The following is a 14,217-nucleotide window of genomic DNA, read 5'->3' as shown; positions in this document are numbered from 1 at the left end:
AATAGCATATATATGAGCCGTCTCGATGACAAATCGGGACGGCTTTTTCTTTTTGTGTATATTTACACGCGTAAGAGCTGCATAAGTGCTCTTCAGGATGTGATCAATTCAATAGCATTAGAAAATGAGTTTATTCAAAAGAATTTTTTCCAAAGAGAAGAAGGAGACTTTGGACAAAGGATTAGAGAAATCTAAAAAGAATTTCTTTTCAGAACTGGGAAAAGCGGTTGCCGGAAAGTCTAAAGTAGATGATGAGGTTCTTGATGACCTGGAAAACGTTTTGGTGGCGAGTGATGTGGGAGTTACAACCACCGTTAAGATTATAAATCGCATTGAAGACCGGGTGGCAAAAGACCGCTATTTGGGTACAGATGAGCTGAACAAAATCCTTCGGGAGGAAATCGCTGCTCTTTTGGCTGAAACTAACACGGGGGAAGCGACAGATTTTTATGTTCCTACAGATAAAAAGCCTTACGTGATTATGGTGGTAGGCGTAAATGGCGTGGGAAAAACCACGACCATTGGGAAGCTTGCTTACCAGTTCAAAAAAGAAGGAAAAAAAGTAGTGCTTGGCGCTGCCGATACCTTCAGGGCTGCGGCTATAGACCAGCTGCAGGTTTGGGCAGACAGGGTAGACGTGCCTATCGTAAAGCAACAAATGGGGAGCGATCCTGCTTCCGTGGCTTTTGACAGCGTACAGAGTGCGGTAAAACAGGATGCCGATGTAGTGATCATTGATACCGCCGGCCGTTTGCACAATAAGGTAAACCTCATGAATGAGCTTTCCAAGGTGAAGCGGGTGATGCAGAAAGTCATTGATGATGCGCCTCACGAGGTTTTACTGGTGTTGGATGGTTCTACAGGCCAAAATGCTTTTGAACAGGCGAAACAGTTTACAGCGGCTACCGAGGTGACTTCCCTGGCGGTTACCAAACTTGACGGTACTGCAAAAGGTGGTGTTGTCATAGGAATTAGCGACCAGTTCAAAGTACCGGTGAAGTATATAGGAGTCGGTGAAGGCATTGAAGACCTCCAGGTTTTCAACAAATATGAATTCGTAGATTCCTTTTTCAAATAAAAACAACTTATTCTTTATCTTTTTATGAAGAGAATTTTCCTTCTTTCCGTTATCTCTGTACTTGGATTTTCCTGTAACAATTCTGAAGAAAAAGCCGTCGAACCGGCTGTAATCTGGGAACCTTATGATGAAACTGCCGAGCTTGAGGAGCAGGCTTTGAATGAAAATGAGCGGCTTCAGTTTAAGCTGATCAATTCAAAATTTCTTGATAAGAACACCATCTGGAATGCTTTTGAAGCCGATTTAGCTGAATTTTCTGAAGAAAAATACAATCAGTTGAAGCCTTTGATCCTGGAAAAGAACATTCCGCAGCTTCAGCAAAGTATTAAGGAAGGAAATTTAACTTATACAGATCTTACGTTGTTTTACATTTATCGAATCAGGAAATTCGAGAGCGATAACGATCTTTCGCTAAATGCCGTGATCGCTTTGAATCCAGACGTGGTAAACCAGGCAAGAAAGCTGGATGAAAACGGCATTTCTGAAGAGAATTCTCATTCCATCTATGGAATGCCTGTACTCTTAAAAGACAACATTGATTTTTCGGGAATGAATACAACAGCAGGCGCCATTGCTTTTGCTGAAAATCAGCCGCAGGCAGATGCTTTTATAGTTGATAAACTTCAGGAGAACAATGCCCTTATCCTTGGGAAGGTGAACCTGAGCGAGTGGGCGTATTATTTCTGTGACGGCTGCCCTTTAGGCTACAGCGCGGTAGGCGGACAGACTTTAAATCCCTACGGCAGGAAAGAATTTGAAACCGGCGGTTCCAGCTCCGGAAGTGGCGTAGCCGTGGCTGCCAATTATGCCGTGGCTGCCGTAGGAACCGAAACTGCAGGATCCATCCTTTCCCCGGCCAGTTTGAATTCGGTAGTGGGATTAAAACCCACTGTCGGACTTTTAAGCCGCAGCGGAATTGTCCCTATTTCCAGCACGCTCGATACGCCCGGGCCAATGACAAAGTCGGTGATCGATAATGCTATTTTCCTGAATGCCATGACAGGAAGGGACAGCCGCGATGCTGTTTCTGTGGAAGCAAATAAAGATTATATAAAAGGTCTCGAAAATGCCACTTTGGAAGGCAAAAGAGTAGGAGTAATGAAGAGTTTGCTGCAAGATTCGCTTTACACTGCAGCGGTGGAAAAAATGAAATTGGCCGGCGCGACCGTGATAGAATTTGAGCCACCACAGGTTCCTTTGAATGGTTTTATAACTCTACTCGATGCCGATATGAAACGCGATCTGCCAAACTACATCACCGCCAGTGGAGATAAAGACCTGGAATTTAAAAATGTGAAGGATATTGTGGATTTCAACCTGCAGGACAGCATTGTTCGGGCGCCTTACGGACAGGCCCTTTTCGACGGAATTGTACAGGATACCACTTCTAATGAGGAGCTGGACGAACTGCGAAGCCGACTTAAAGAAAACGGAAGAAGGTTTTTTGATACGCCTATGAACGAGCACGATCTTGACGTGGTCCTTTCCATCAACAACTATCATGCTGCCTATGCGGCCGTGGCAAAATATCCCGCGCTTACGGTGCCTATGGGTTACCAGGCAAGCGGAGAGCCCAAAAGTGCCACTTTTATCGCCAAACCTTTTGAGGAAGATAAGCTACTGCAGCTGGGTGCTGCCTTTGAAAAGGAAACAAAGCAGCGAAGCGCTCCCGTAAACTACAATTAGGTCTATGTCTGAAAGAAATTTGATCATTCTTACCAAGATCGTGCTGTTCTACAGCATTTTCTTTATAGGACTTAAGATCTTTGTCATTTTTGGCGACGGCTGGCTCGTTCCGAATCTTTTACTGGCTCTACCTTTTCTAATTCTGGCCATTCTCGGTGGAATAAGCGTCAAAAAAGGCTCTTTCTCATGGTTTTTTGTAGCTGTAGGCGCAGCCATAATCATCCTGATGCGTATCTACGAAACCCGCTTGCTGTACTGGCTGCAGGAGCAGGTGGGGAGTTAATTTTCTTTATTCTTCTATTCCCTTTTTAAAAAATCTCTTTTCAAAAAAGCTTCGAAAATGCCATTTTGAAGCATTATCTTATACTGTCTTTATTTTCAGTATTTTGTTGATAAAGCTGTGAGTTTCTTTACGCCTTTCCAGAAACTTCTTTAACAAAATTTTAGTAGGTTTACTGAAGCAGCGAAAGCTGTTGTTATCCTGTTGAAATAATGATGAACAATGGTTTTTGTAGTAAAGTAATGGTTGGTTATAACTAAAATAGTAATGAGAAAAAGTAAGATTAAATTTTTTAAAATAAATGGATTATTTGGTGATCGAGATATTGCAATTCCATTTGATAGTGATGTCAAAATATTGATAGGTGAGAACGGACTGGGTAAAACTACGGTCTTGAACATTTTATACTATACCCTAACTAATAAATTATATAAGTTAAATGATTTCGATTTTAAATCAATAGAAATCAAATTTGGGAATAAAAAAACATTACAATTACCTAAGGAAAAGCTTTCAGATATTGAAGAAGACTTTAGTGCTCCAACAGCTATTGTCGATGAATTAAGCCGAACCTTAACTTCTAAACAAATAAGCAATATTTCTAACTTATTCGAAGTAGGTGCTTCTATTGGAGAAATAATTGATCAAGTAAGATTTAGCGGCTTTGGTTATAGAAATGCTATTGGTCGAAAATATCCATCAAGATATTTATATAATTCTTTGAAAATGATTTGTGGATATGGAGAAAGTGATGAACAAATAAAGACAGCTAAGGAATATATTAACGATATAATTTCTGATACTGAAATTTTATATTTTCCTACATTTAGACGTATTGAAGAAGATTTAATTAATCTTGGTTTTAACGAAGACAAATTTGAAATAAGTGATAACGATTCAAGGTTAATTCAATTTGGAATGCGAGATGTAAAGCATAAACTGAATGAAATTAAGAAAGAAATTAATCAACTTTCGAGTAAAGGTTTATCTCAAATTTCAAGTGAAATTCTCAGTCAACTAGTAAAAGGAGTTCCTTCTTTGAAACCCAGTGCTATAGCGAAAATTTCAGTAAAAGATATAGAAATTATTTTAGCTAGGGTTGGGGAAGCAATATCAAAAGCTGATAAAGATAAAATCTTAGAGATTGTATCAGAGAAAGAATTTAAGGAAACTGACGACAAATACCTAGTTTATTTCTTACATAAATTGGTTCAAATATATGAACAACAGAGGTCAATAGATTCTTCAATAGAGAATTTCGTTTCAGTCTGCAACAAATATTTACATAAATCTAATAAGGAAATCCAGTATGAAGCTAGCGAAGTAGAATTCTACTTAGCTTCTACCCTTACAGAAAAAAGAGTTTTATTAAGTAGATTACTTAGTAAATTATCTTCTGGTGAAAAGCAAATAATTTCCCTTTTTTCTAGAATCTATCTGTCTGGAGATACAAATTTCATTGTATTATTTGATGAACCCGAATTGTCTTTATCTATCTTTTGGCAAAAAATGTTACTACCCCATATAGTGGAATCTGATAAATGCAAATTTTTATTGGCCGTTACTCACTCACCTTTCATTTTTGAAAATCACTTAGAAAAAAATGCTATCGGCTTGAACCAATACATTAAAAACTATTAAAAAATGACTGTTGAAGATTTAATTAAAGCAAAAGAGGAAGCCTCTTCTGTTTCATATCAGTCGTTTGTATTGCTTACGAGTACTTCCCCTGATGCTTTATTTTGTTTTTTTGAAGGTAAAGACGCTCCGTATTATCATTTTAGGATTAAGACATTTTGTACAAAACAAACTGAATATATAAGTTGTGGAGGCAAAAAGCAAGTTTTAAAAACAAAGGAAATTATTGATAGTCATCAAGAATATAGGAATTATGCGAAATCTTTTTTTATAGATCTAGATTTTGATGAAAGTCAGAAAGATTTGGACAATTTTCTGTACGAAACTCCCTGCTACTCTATTGAAAATTTTTACTGCTCACCAGATAGCTTCGCTGATATTTTAAAAAGTGAGTTTCTACTTATTAAAGAAGATGAAGGCTATAAAACTGCTTTAGCTCTTTACAAAAAAAGATTAAATGAATTTTCAGACAGTATTCTACTTTTTAATTCTTGGTATTCTTTACAAAAAGAAAAGCAAAGAAAATTAGGAATAAATAATAATGTGAATTTAAGTGACAAACCGCCAAAAGATTTTATCAATATTGAATTAGGTCAAATTAGGGCGAACTATGATCTAAATAAGATCAGACAAAAATTTGACGAAAGCATTCCAGTTATAGATGAGGATGTTGAAAAGCGGATGACTGAATTAAAAAAGGATTGTTTACATCAGAGATTAAGAGGTAAATATTATTTCCATTTTTTGATTCATTTTTTAAGATCAATAATTGATGATGCCAATAATAAAGACAAGCAGAATTATTTAAAGAAGAAAGTGAAATTTAATATTGATCAGATTTCAGCATTATCAACATTATCGTCATATGCAGAAACTCCAAATTGTCTTAGAGAATATTTAATGAGTTTAAATTAATTTGAATAATGCCAAATAATTTAATGTAGTATGGCCGTTACGATAGAAAATTAGCATTTCTTTAAATGAACCGGCTGTTGGTTCCAGTGGGTCTGTCAGGTGTAGGATTCCAGAAAGAAATTCAGATAATTTTAAATTTAATTCCAATTCAAAAATGCCTTCCGTAAATTCGGGAGGCTTTTTTGCAGCAATTATGAAGAACAAGAAGACCTATCCTGCCGAAGTATATTTTAATGATCAATGGCTTAAACCCGAAGAAGCTTTAGTGTCAGTTTTTGACCGTTCTTTTATGTTTGGGGACGGGATCTATGAGGTTACACCGTTTTACAACGGGAAAGCTTTCCGGCTGCAGGATCATGTGGCGCGGGTGAAATACTGCCTGCAGGAAATGAACATAGATTTTGATGCGTCTATCCTGGAAAACCTGATGCTCGAAGCAGTGGAGCGATCCTCTTTTTCCAAAGAAGATGCCGCAGTTTATCTGCAGATCTCCCGCGGTACGGCGCCGCGTTCCCATTTTATCCCCGATGAGATAAAACCCACACTTTTGCTGTACGCCTTCAGGGTGAACCTTTCCAATTTTGAGGACAGGTACTGGAAAGTGGTGGCTTCAGAAGATCTCCGCTGGCACCGCTGCGATATAAAATCCACTGCGCTGTTGGCAAACACGATGGCCAATGATGTTGCAATTTCCGCGGGATATGATGAAAACCTGCTATTCAGAAATGGGGTTTTTACCGAAGGTTCCCACACCACGATTTTCTTCGTCAAAAATAAAACCGTCTACACCCATCCCGAAGGTCGGCAGATCCTCTCGGGCATCACCCGAAAAGTGGTCCTGGAACTCTGCCACGACCTGGACATTCCGGTGAAAGAAGAAGCCTTTCCTGTTTCCGGCTTACCAGAAGCTGATGAGATCTTCCTCACCGGCACCACCACGCAAATCGCACCGGTGTCTTCAGTAACTATTGAAGGAAAGGAATTGTTCACGGCTCAAAAAGGGGAAATTACGGAGTTGTTGCAGCAGGAATTTATCAAGAGAACGAGAAGTCAATGATCAATTAGCAATGAACAGTTATCAATATACAATAAGCATTAAACAATAAACTTTAAACAGTGAATAGTGAACGGTGATCAGTCAACAGAGAACAGAAAACCGTAAACGATAAGCCTTACTTTTTAATCAGCTTACGATCTTTCAATATTTCCAGCACTTTTTCCTTTGGTAAAGCTTCAATCCTCCTACCTTCAAACCCAGTCATCGTCTCTGCCATAAAAAGGGAATTGATGATGGCTTCTTCGGTGGCTTCGATGGCGGCCATAAAGATTGGTGACATGAAGTCATTGGGAACAACTTTTTGTTCCAGTAGATCGGTTTCCATCTGGTAGGGGATACGCACGCCTTCCGCAGTTGAGAAAGCGATGACGTAATCTCCGCTGCCGTTGGAGGCGATGCCACCGGTTTTAGCGAGGCCCATAAATGCCCTTTTTGCGAGGCGTTCCAGGTTGCGGCTGTCTAACGGAGCATCTGTTGCGACCACGATCATGCAGGAGCCGTCCACATTGTTCAGGAGTTTATTGCTGAAACTGAAATGCTTCAGTTCCTTTCCCAGGTTCGCTCCGTTGATCTGCAGTATGCCGCCAAAATTCGTCTGTACCAGTACGCCCACCGTATAACCACCCAAATCTTTAGGAAGAAGTCGGGAAGAAGTGCCAATTCCGCCTTTAAAGCCGAAGGCAATTGTACCGGTGCCGGCGCCAACATTGCCTTCCTGAATATTATTTTCCGAAGCATTTTCTATCGCTGTAATCACATCCTGCTCCGTCACATGCCTTCCGCGGATATCATTGAGATAGCCGTCATTGGTTTCGCCCACCACGGTATTCACCGACCGTACATCCTCATTTTTCTCCTGTTGCAATACATAACTTATGACGCCGTTCATGGCGGTAGGAACGCTCAGCGTGTTCGTAAGGATGATGGGAGTCTCAATATTTCCGAGTTCCACTATCTGGGTGGTCCCGGCTAACTTTCCGAAGCCATTGCCCACATATACGGCTGCGGGGACTTTCTGCTGAAAAATATTTCCGTTGTGGGGAAGAATGGCGGTCACCCCGGTTCTTACAGAATCTCCTTTGACCAGAGTGGTGTGACCAACTTTCACTTCGGAAACATCTGTAATGGCATTTAAAGCCCCCGGCTGCATCACTCCAATCTCAATCCCCAGCTCCCGTGCCCGTTCCTGGCCAAAGCTAAAGCAGCTGATAAAGAAGAAACTAAACAAACAAAAGAACGCGCTTATTTTCATTTTAAAAATTTTTAATCTTCGGGAAGATAAACTTTCTAATTGAAACAAGCTGAAGTTGTTAAGGTAGTTGTCATTTTAGATTGTATCTTTGCACCCGCTTTCAGCAGAGCGACTTCAGGTAAAGAAACCTAACAGGTTTTCAAAACCTGTTAAGTTTGAATGACATTAAGAGCAGGAATATGAGAACGAAGACATTAAAGAAGAATAAAATTAACGTGGTAACCCTTGGTTGCAGCAAGAATGTCTATGACAGTGAGGTGTTGATGGGGCAGCTCAAGGCCAATGGCAAGGAGGTGGTGCACGAGCAGGAAGGGAATATCGTAGTGATCAATACCTGCGGCTTTATTGACAACGCCAAAGAACAGTCTGTAAACACCATTTTGGAGTATGTACAACGAAAAGAGCAGGGGGAAGTGGACAAGGTTTTTGTTACGGGATGTCTTAGCGAGCGCTACAAACCCGATCTTCAAAGTGAAATTCCTGATGTTGATCAATACTTCGGAACTACCGAATTACCCGGATTACTGGAGGCGCTGGATGCAAATTACAAGCACGAACTTGTTGGGGAACGGTTAACGACCACTCCAAAGAATTATGCTTACTTAAAAATTGCTGAAGGCTGTGACCGCCCGTGTTCTTTTTGTGCGATCCCGTTGATGCGTGGAAAACACAGGTCTACGCCGATCGAAGACTTGGTGAAGGAAGCGAAAAACCTTGCTGCCAACGGAGTGAAAGAACTTATTTTGATCGCCCAGGATCTTACCTACTACGGACTTGACCTCTATAAAAAGCGAAATTTAGCCGAACTTTTGGAGAACCTGGTAAAGGTAGAAGGAATCGAGTGGATTCGTTTGCATTATGCATTCCCAACAGGTTTTCCGCTGGATGTGCTTGATGTGATGAAGCGTGAACCTAAGATCTGTAATTATCTGGATATTCCTTTGCAGCATATTTCTGATGATCTTCTGAAATCCATGCGCCGCGGAACCACCCACGAAAAAACCACGAATCTTCTGAAAGAATTCAGAAGCAGGGTGCCGGAAATGGCGATAAGGACCACCCTTATCGTAGGTTATCCCGGTGAAACTGAAGCTCATTACCAGGAGCTTAAAGAATGGGTGAAGGAAATGCGTTTTGAGCGCCTTGGCTGTTTCACCTATTCTCACGAAGAAAACACGCACGCTTACAATCTTGAAGACGATGTGCCACAGGAAGTAAAGCAAGAGCGGGCAAATGAGATCATGGAAATTCAGTCGCAGATCTCCTGGGAACTGAATCAGCAGAAGATAGGGCAGGTTTTTAAAGTGATCATAGATCGCAAGGAAGGAAATTATTTCGTGGGAAGAACAGAATTTGATTCGCCCGATGTTGATAATGAAGTGCTGATCGATGCTACTTCCGTTTACCTGAAAACTGCAGAATATTACGATGTAAAGATCACAGATGCCGCCGACTTTGACCTGTACGGGGAACCGGTAAATGCAAATGTGGAAAAGCCTAAGCGTAAGGAATTAAAAGTCAGGACGGTTTAGATATACGTCATGCTGTCCCGATAGCTATCAGGATATTTCAGCATCTCTATCATGGAACAATAAGACCCTGAAACGAGTTCAGGGTGACGGTGGGAAAAGAAAGCTTGCACTTAAATTAATTTCAGGATACGGAGAGAAATAGCTATAATTGTCTGGTAAACTTTTTTCAATGGTGAAGGTTGTCCGGAAACAGCATTTCTTTAAGCAGTATAAAAACCTAATCCTTGGTGCGCTATGGATTATTGTAGGGCTTTCTTACTTCCTGGTAGCCAAAAATGATGTTTTTTCCATCTTTTCTGTTTTTTATCCGTTGCTGGGGGTAGTATACCTGGTGCTCTACGTCTTTCAGAAGGAGAGAAACCAGGAGTTCATCGCATGGGATGAAGAACAGGTGGTTGTAAGTCAGTGGCAGTATAAATCTGAAAGTTATTCCTTCGAAGACATCAGCAAAATAACGGTTACTAAGGAACACTTTATCATAAATTCAACTGCTGAAGGCAAAGGAAAATCAATGGAGCTTAAGGGCTACAGTGAAAAGGATATGAAACTTCTCAGATCCCGGTTTTCTCCGGAATTAGCTTTATAATCTTATTACGTGATGCTGGTTCCAACAACTATCTGAACCGACATCTTTTTACAGGAGAAAGAGACCCTGAAACAAGTTCAGGGTGACCTTCAGAGGAGAAAAGAAGATCGGCAGATAAAGCTGAATGCCTACAGCCACCAGCCAACAGCCTCAAAAATCACGCAACCGTAATCTCCTTCTCCAAATAAACCTCCTGCACACTTCGCAAAATATCTACACCTTCAGAAAATGGTCTTTGAAAAGCTTTTCTTCCCATGATGAGTCCGCTGCCGCCGGCGCGTTTGTTGATAACAGCTGTCTTCACCGCTTCCTTCACATCAGATTCTCCCTTAGAGCCACCACCGGAATTGATCAACCCGATTTTTCCCATATAACAATTGGCAACCTGTAGTCGGCAAAGATCAATAGGATGATCTGTAGCAAGACTTTCATACATTTCCTCGTCCTGTTTTCCGAAGCCAATTTCCCTGTAACCATAATTGGTGGTTGGAAGTTTTTGCTTGATGATATCGGCTTTGATGGTAACTCCAATATGGTTTGCCTGTCCGGTAAGGTCGGCGGCGGCGTGATAATCTTCCTGATCGGTTTTAAACTGGCTGTTTCTTGTATAACACCACAAAATGGTGGCCATTCCCAATTGATGAGCTTCTTCAAAAGCTGCCGCGATTTCCTGGATTTGCCGCGTACTTTCTTCGGAACCAAAATAAATGGTCGCTCCAATGGCCGTAGCTCCCATGTCCCAGGCTTCGCGAACGCTTCCAAATGGAATCTGGTCATATTTATTTGGGTAAGCCAGTAATTCATTGTGGTTGATCTTAACGATAAATGGAATTTTATGAGCATATTTTCTCGCGTGCAACGCCAGTCCGCCAAAGGTGGAAGCGACCCCGTTACAGCCTGCTTCTATGGCCAGTTTGATGATGTTTTCAGGATCAAAATAATCCTGGTTCTTATAAAAGGAGAAAGCTGCGCTGTGTTCAATTCCCTGGTCTACGGGAAGAATGTTGATATAACCCGTGCCGCCGAGTTCGCCATGATTGTAAAGTTGCGCGAGGCTTTTCAAAACCTGCGGACTGCGGTCACTGTCGGCAAAACTGTCTACTGTTTGCGGTCCGGGAATCATAAGCCTGTCTTTGCTTATCTTCTCACTTTTGTAATCCAGCAGGGAAGCATCGGCTCCCAATACGTCAGAAATCTTATCAATGGTGCTCATAAATTATATAATTTAAAGTGATTGGTTTGCTCGCTTATTGAAAATAGCTTCTATTTAAAGCAAGTAGCTATTTTGACTCTCCAGGCTTTAAGATAATTGTTTTAAAGTGAAGGAGTTAAATGCCGAATTGTAAAAAAATATTAAATCTTAATTGTATTGATAAAAGATCCCTTCGTCAAAAGGTGTCCATAAGCAGGCGCGCAAATCTGCATATTTAAGTCCGTCGTTGATCCAGGTGTTGCAGGTGTAGAAGAAATGCAGCGAGCCTTTCGCGTGAAAGAAAGCATCGTGTTGATTGTAGTGCAGGCCTTTTACCGGCTTGGGCATTTCCGCAGCATCTTTCTGAAAAGCAGTATAGACATAATCCACCAGTTTCTCATACTGCTCTTTTGTAATATCGAGTCTCACGGTTGGTTTGTTTTGCCTTATTGCCGGCTCCATAGTAACGTGCAGGGCAGAAGGACTATTGAGGAAAACCGACTGAAAGGCGACAGGAAATCGCAAATCTGACCATTCTTTTGTTTCCTTATAAAACTCGAGATCGCCCCAGCCAAAAGAAATATACCTGAAAACTGCCATTTTTGAAGGGATAGTTTCGGCAGGGATAACATCTTTCCAATTCATAACTTCGTTCTCAATGGGAAAGATGAAATCTGTATGAACTCCGTTCGTCCTGAGGTAGATCGTGATAGTGCCGTCATTGGGCTGCTTGGTATTTACCGGGATGACAGAACCAATAAGAGCCGCGACCAGGTAAAGCATCGTGACAAACAGGAGAGAGAACAGACCTTTGGCCAGAAATCGAACGACTTTTATGCCAACATCTGCTGCTCCCATCTGTCTTAATTTTACTGTTTCATTTTAAGCTGAAATAAAAAACCGAATGCACTCCTTTAATGCCTTTTTAAAGACATCAATTTCTTCCAGGGTGTTGTAGGGAGCAAAACCAATGCGAATCCATCCTCCGGTTTCCATCACATCAAACACTTCGGCCATGGTAGATGCGTAAAAATGTCCATCGCCAATGCACAGATTAAATTTTTCTGCGAAAAACCTGGTTGCCTCGCGGGAATGAATATGATCAATTTTAAAGGCAAAAGTGGGAGTTTTTGGAACATTTTCGGGAGCACGATAAACGGTAACTTCCGGAAATTCTGCAAGAAAGCTTTCCATTTCTGCTATTAAAGATCGCTCATGGGCTTCAATGCTTTTCATTCCCGAAGCCAGGCGTTGTTTACGATTTTCACCTTCTCCCAAGTTTTCGATAAAGGATATTGCGCCACATAATCCTGCGATCCCTTCATGATTCTGGGTTCCGGTTTCCAGTTTGTACGGAATTTCATTTGGTGCCGGTTCCAGTTTCTGGACAGGAAGTTTTTTGAAAAGTTTGGACTTTATGACTCCAATTCCGAGGTGAGGACCGAAGAATTTATAAGCAGAACAAAAAAGTATATCACAATCCAGCTTTTTAAAATCCACCTTAAAATGCGGTACCGCATGAACGGCATCTAAAATGCTAAACGCATTTACCTTTTTTGCGTGATCAAGAATGCGTTCAACGTCTGAAATTGTTCCCGTGAGATTCGAAGACATTCCTATCGCTACCAATTTTGTTCGGGAAGTAATATTGGAATCAATTTCCGAAAGATCTAAAGTATATGTTTTCCTGTCCACCGGAATGAATTTTACCGTTGCGCCGGTTTCTTTGGCAAGGCTTATCCATGGGTCTACATTGGCGCGGTGATCAAGCTCGGTCACGACGATTTCATCTCCTTCTGTGATAAAGGTTTTCAGGGCATTAGAAATCTGGAATGCAAGGCTGGTCATATTCTGTCCAAAAACGACCTCTTCGGGTTCGCAATTCAGAAGATCGGCTACTGCAGATTTTCCTTCGGCAAGTAACTGGTCGGTTTTTTGACTGGTGGGAAAAGTGCCGTGAAGATTTCCCATTCCCGTGGTGATGTACTCCAGCATTCGGTCAATGCAGGCCTGCACCATTTGCGTTCCGCCCGGGCCGTCAAAATAAATAGGAAAAACCTGGTTTTTATCTTTTATCTGAAGCGCGGGAAACTGTGCTCTTACTTTTTCTATATCAAATGAACTCATGTTTAATTATTTTTCTTTTTTCTCTTTTTATAGTCAAGGTAGACATAGATGGCGTAAAGTACAAATCCTACTCCTCCAACCCAATAGAGCCCTTCTTCCATGCGGTCAAAATCTTTAGAGAAATAACCTACGGCCAAAGATAATGGGATCATACCTGCATAGGTAGCCGTCATGAATTTTTTATAGTTCATGTTGAAAATGCCTGCGATAAAGCTAATGCTGTCATTTGAAAAGAAAGGGGAGATCCTGAAAAGTACAACCGTTCCAAAAAAGATATTTGGTGATCCAGAACTTCATTTTATCAGATTTCTTTTTGCTCATAAAACTTCTGAAAATGGTATTTTCAAGCTTGTCTCCAATGTAGTATCCCAGGGATGAAGCGATGCCAATTCCCACAAGGTTGATCAAAACGCCCCACCAGAAGCCATAAGCCAGTACTGCCACAATAATAGGTAGCCAGGAAGGGAAAATAAGCAGGAACATTTGCAGAATGATAAATACGATAATTGCCACAGGTCCCCAGAAGCCGAAGTCTTTAAAATATTCTTTCGTTTTCTCATGATTTTCGCTCATGAGAATTGACCACGTCTGGTCTACGAAAGCCTGGAAAGGTTCATAGTAGAAGTACGTGCCCACCAACCCTAAAATGATCGCGCCACTGAGAATGAAGGAGAGATATTTCTGAAGAAATTTTTTTATAAATAACAATTTTAGAAAGTCCTGAAGAATTGCCTTTTTAGAATATCCACAAATTATGGCTTTTTTCAATTTCAAACTGTTGTGGCTTTCATAAAATTCCCTTCAGTAAGAATACATATACGTTATAGATCTCATCACCTCATTAAATTTAAAACGCTCCCAAAAGGAGCGTTTT

General features: G+C 40.9%; 15 protein-coding genes. 9 read left to right on the top strand and 6 right to left on the bottom strand.

Annotated elements, in window-relative coordinates:
- Positions 1 to 12 precede the first annotated feature (12 nt).
- The 7 genes from ACOV1Q_RS11605 (at position 13) to ACOV1Q_RS11575 (ending at position 6,654) form a co-directional block, all read left to right on the top strand.
- Positions 13 to 195: a hypothetical protein gene (locus ACOV1Q_RS11605; protein WP_424494689.1), complete on the top strand. Its 183-nt coding sequence runs from the start codon at positions 13 to 15 to the stop codon at positions 193 to 195.
- Positions 125 to 1,078, top strand: a complete 954-nt coding sequence (gene ftsY / locus ACOV1Q_RS11600) for a signal recognition particle-docking protein FtsY (RefSeq protein WP_424494562.1) — start codon at positions 125 to 127, stop codon at positions 1,076 to 1,078. Before ACOV1Q_RS11605 ends, ftsY begins: the two co-directional genes overlap by 71 nt.
- A 24-nt stretch (positions 1,079 to 1,102) precedes the next feature.
- Complete coding sequence (locus tag ACOV1Q_RS11595) at positions 1,103 to 2,764, top strand: amidase family protein (protein WP_424494561.1); 1,662 nt, start codon at positions 1,103 to 1,105, stop codon at positions 2,762 to 2,764.
- Between the two features lie 4 nt (positions 2,765 to 2,768).
- Positions 2,769 to 3,047: a hypothetical protein gene (locus ACOV1Q_RS11590; RefSeq protein WP_424494560.1), complete on the top strand. Its 279-nt coding sequence runs from the start codon at positions 2,769 to 2,771 to the stop codon at positions 3,045 to 3,047.
- Positions 3,048 to 3,311: 264 nt separating this feature from the next.
- Positions 3,312 to 4,685 carry an AAA family ATPase gene (locus tag ACOV1Q_RS11585; protein ID WP_424494559.1) on the top strand — a complete coding sequence of 458 codons (1,374 nt, stop codon included), beginning with the start codon at positions 3,312 to 3,314 and terminating at the stop codon, positions 4,683 to 4,685.
- 3 nt (positions 4,686 to 4,688) lie between these two features.
- Positions 4,689 to 5,597 (top strand): DUF4435 domain-containing protein, encoded by a 909-nt coding sequence (locus tag ACOV1Q_RS11580; protein WP_424494558.1) that lies wholly within the window; start codon positions 4,689 to 4,691, stop codon positions 5,595 to 5,597.
- Between the two features lie 154 nt (positions 5,598 to 5,751).
- Positions 5,752 to 6,654, top strand: coding sequence for an aminotransferase class IV (locus ACOV1Q_RS11575; RefSeq protein ID WP_424494557.1), 903 nt, complete (start codon positions 5,752 to 5,754; stop codon positions 6,652 to 6,654).
- 115 nt (positions 6,655 to 6,769) lie between these two features.
- Here ACOV1Q_RS11575 and ACOV1Q_RS11570 read toward each other — a convergent pair whose 3' ends face one another.
- Positions 6,770 to 7,906 carry a DmpA family aminopeptidase gene (locus tag ACOV1Q_RS11570; RefSeq protein ID WP_424494556.1) on the bottom strand — a complete coding sequence of 379 codons (1,137 nt, stop codon included), beginning with the start codon at positions 7,904 to 7,906 and terminating at the stop codon, positions 6,770 to 6,772.
- A gap of 179 nt (positions 7,907 to 8,085) precedes the next feature.
- Here ACOV1Q_RS11570 and rimO point away from each other — a divergent pair, with 179 nt between their 5' ends.
- Positions 8,086 to 9,438 carry a 30S ribosomal protein S12 methylthiotransferase RimO gene (rimO, locus tag ACOV1Q_RS11565; RefSeq protein WP_424494555.1) on the top strand — a complete coding sequence of 451 codons (1,353 nt, stop codon included), beginning with the start codon at positions 8,086 to 8,088 and terminating at the stop codon, positions 9,436 to 9,438.
- A gap of 169 nt (positions 9,439 to 9,607) precedes the next feature.
- Positions 9,608 to 10,024: a hypothetical protein gene (locus ACOV1Q_RS11560; RefSeq protein ID WP_424494554.1), complete on the top strand. Its 417-nt coding sequence runs from the start codon at positions 9,608 to 9,610 to the stop codon at positions 10,022 to 10,024.
- Positions 10,025 to 10,181: 157 nt separating this feature from the next.
- Here the strand turns inward: ACOV1Q_RS11560 and ACOV1Q_RS11555 are convergent, their stop codons facing one another.
- The 5 genes from ACOV1Q_RS11555 to ACOV1Q_RS11535 form a co-directional block, all read right to left on the bottom strand.
- Positions 10,182 to 11,237, bottom strand: coding sequence for a class I fructose-bisphosphate aldolase (locus ACOV1Q_RS11555; RefSeq protein WP_424494553.1), 1,056 nt, complete (start codon positions 11,235 to 11,237; stop codon positions 10,182 to 10,184).
- A 147-nt stretch (positions 11,238 to 11,384) separates the two neighbouring features.
- The gene (locus ACOV1Q_RS11550; protein WP_424494552.1) at positions 11,385 to 12,074 is read right to left on the bottom strand and encodes a TIGR02117 family protein; all 690 of its coding nucleotides are present in this window, start codon (positions 12,072 to 12,074) and stop codon (positions 11,385 to 11,387) included.
- Positions 12,075 to 12,098: 24 nt separating this feature from the next.
- Entirely contained in the window at positions 12,099 to 13,343 is a 1,245-nt protein-coding gene (locus ACOV1Q_RS11545; protein WP_424494551.1) for a cysteine desulfurase-like protein, read from the bottom strand.
- A 2-nt stretch (positions 13,344 to 13,345) separates the two neighbouring features.
- A complete protein-coding gene (locus tag ACOV1Q_RS11540; RefSeq protein ID WP_424494685.1) occupies positions 13,346 to 13,552 on the bottom strand; it encodes a TVP38/TMEM64 family protein in 207 nt (68 codons plus the stop codon).
- A gap of 13 nt (positions 13,553 to 13,565) precedes the next feature.
- On the bottom strand, positions 13,566 to 14,111 hold the full coding sequence (locus ACOV1Q_RS11535) for a VTT domain-containing protein (RefSeq protein ID WP_424494550.1): 546 nt from the start codon (positions 14,109 to 14,111) through the stop codon (positions 13,566 to 13,568).
- Positions 14,112 to 14,217: the final 106 nt, after the last annotated feature.

It is taken from the genome of Salinimicrobium maris (assembly GCF_049680855.1).
In the GTDB taxonomy this organism is placed as follows: domain Bacteria; phylum Bacteroidota; class Bacteroidia; order Flavobacteriales; family Flavobacteriaceae; genus Salinimicrobium.
The sequence above is the reverse complement of the archived record's forward strand: the minus strand, read 5'-3'. Positions and strand labels throughout refer to the sequence as shown.

Bases quoted from the DNA above. Each gene is read 5' to 3' on its own strand.
- ACOV1Q_RS11545 (WP_424494551.1), bottom strand. From the start codon at position 13,343: ATGAGTTCATTTGATATAGAAAAAGTAAGAGCACAGTTTCCCGCGCTT.
- ACOV1Q_RS11580 (WP_424494558.1), top strand. From the start codon at position 4,689: ATGACTGTTGAAGATTTAATTAAAGCAAAAGAGGAAGCCTCTTCTGTT.
- ACOV1Q_RS11570 (WP_424494556.1), bottom strand. From the start codon at position 7,906: ATGAAAATAAGCGCGTTCTTTTGTTTGTTTAGTTTCTTCTTTATCAGC.
- rimO (WP_424494555.1), top strand. From the start codon at position 8,086: ATGAGAACGAAGACATTAAAGAAGAATAAAATTAACGTGGTAACCCTT.
- ACOV1Q_RS11605 (WP_424494689.1), top strand. From the start codon at position 13: ATGAGCCGTCTCGATGACAAATCGGGACGGCTTTTTCTTTTTGTGTAT.
- ACOV1Q_RS11560 (WP_424494554.1), top strand. From the start codon at position 9,608: ATGGTGAAGGTTGTCCGGAAACAGCATTTCTTTAAGCAGTATAAAAAC.
- ACOV1Q_RS11550 (WP_424494552.1), bottom strand. From the start codon at position 12,074: ATGGGAGCAGCAGATGTTGGCATAAAAGTCGTTCGATTTCTGGCCAAA.
- ACOV1Q_RS11555 (WP_424494553.1), bottom strand. From the start codon at position 11,237: ATGAGCACCATTGATAAGATTTCTGACGTATTGGGAGCCGATGCTTCC.
- ACOV1Q_RS11575 (WP_424494557.1), top strand. From the start codon at position 5,752: ATGCCTTCCGTAAATTCGGGAGGCTTTTTTGCAGCAATTATGAAGAAC.
- ACOV1Q_RS11595 (WP_424494561.1), top strand. From the start codon at position 1,103: ATGAAGAGAATTTTCCTTCTTTCCGTTATCTCTGTACTTGGATTTTCC.
- ftsY (WP_424494562.1), top strand. From the start codon at position 125: ATGAGTTTATTCAAAAGAATTTTTTCCAAAGAGAAGAAGGAGACTTTG.
- ACOV1Q_RS11585 (WP_424494559.1), top strand. From the start codon at position 3,312: ATGAGAAAAAGTAAGATTAAATTTTTTAAAATAAATGGATTATTTGGT.
- ACOV1Q_RS11590 (WP_424494560.1), top strand. From the start codon at position 2,769: ATGTCTGAAAGAAATTTGATCATTCTTACCAAGATCGTGCTGTTCTAC.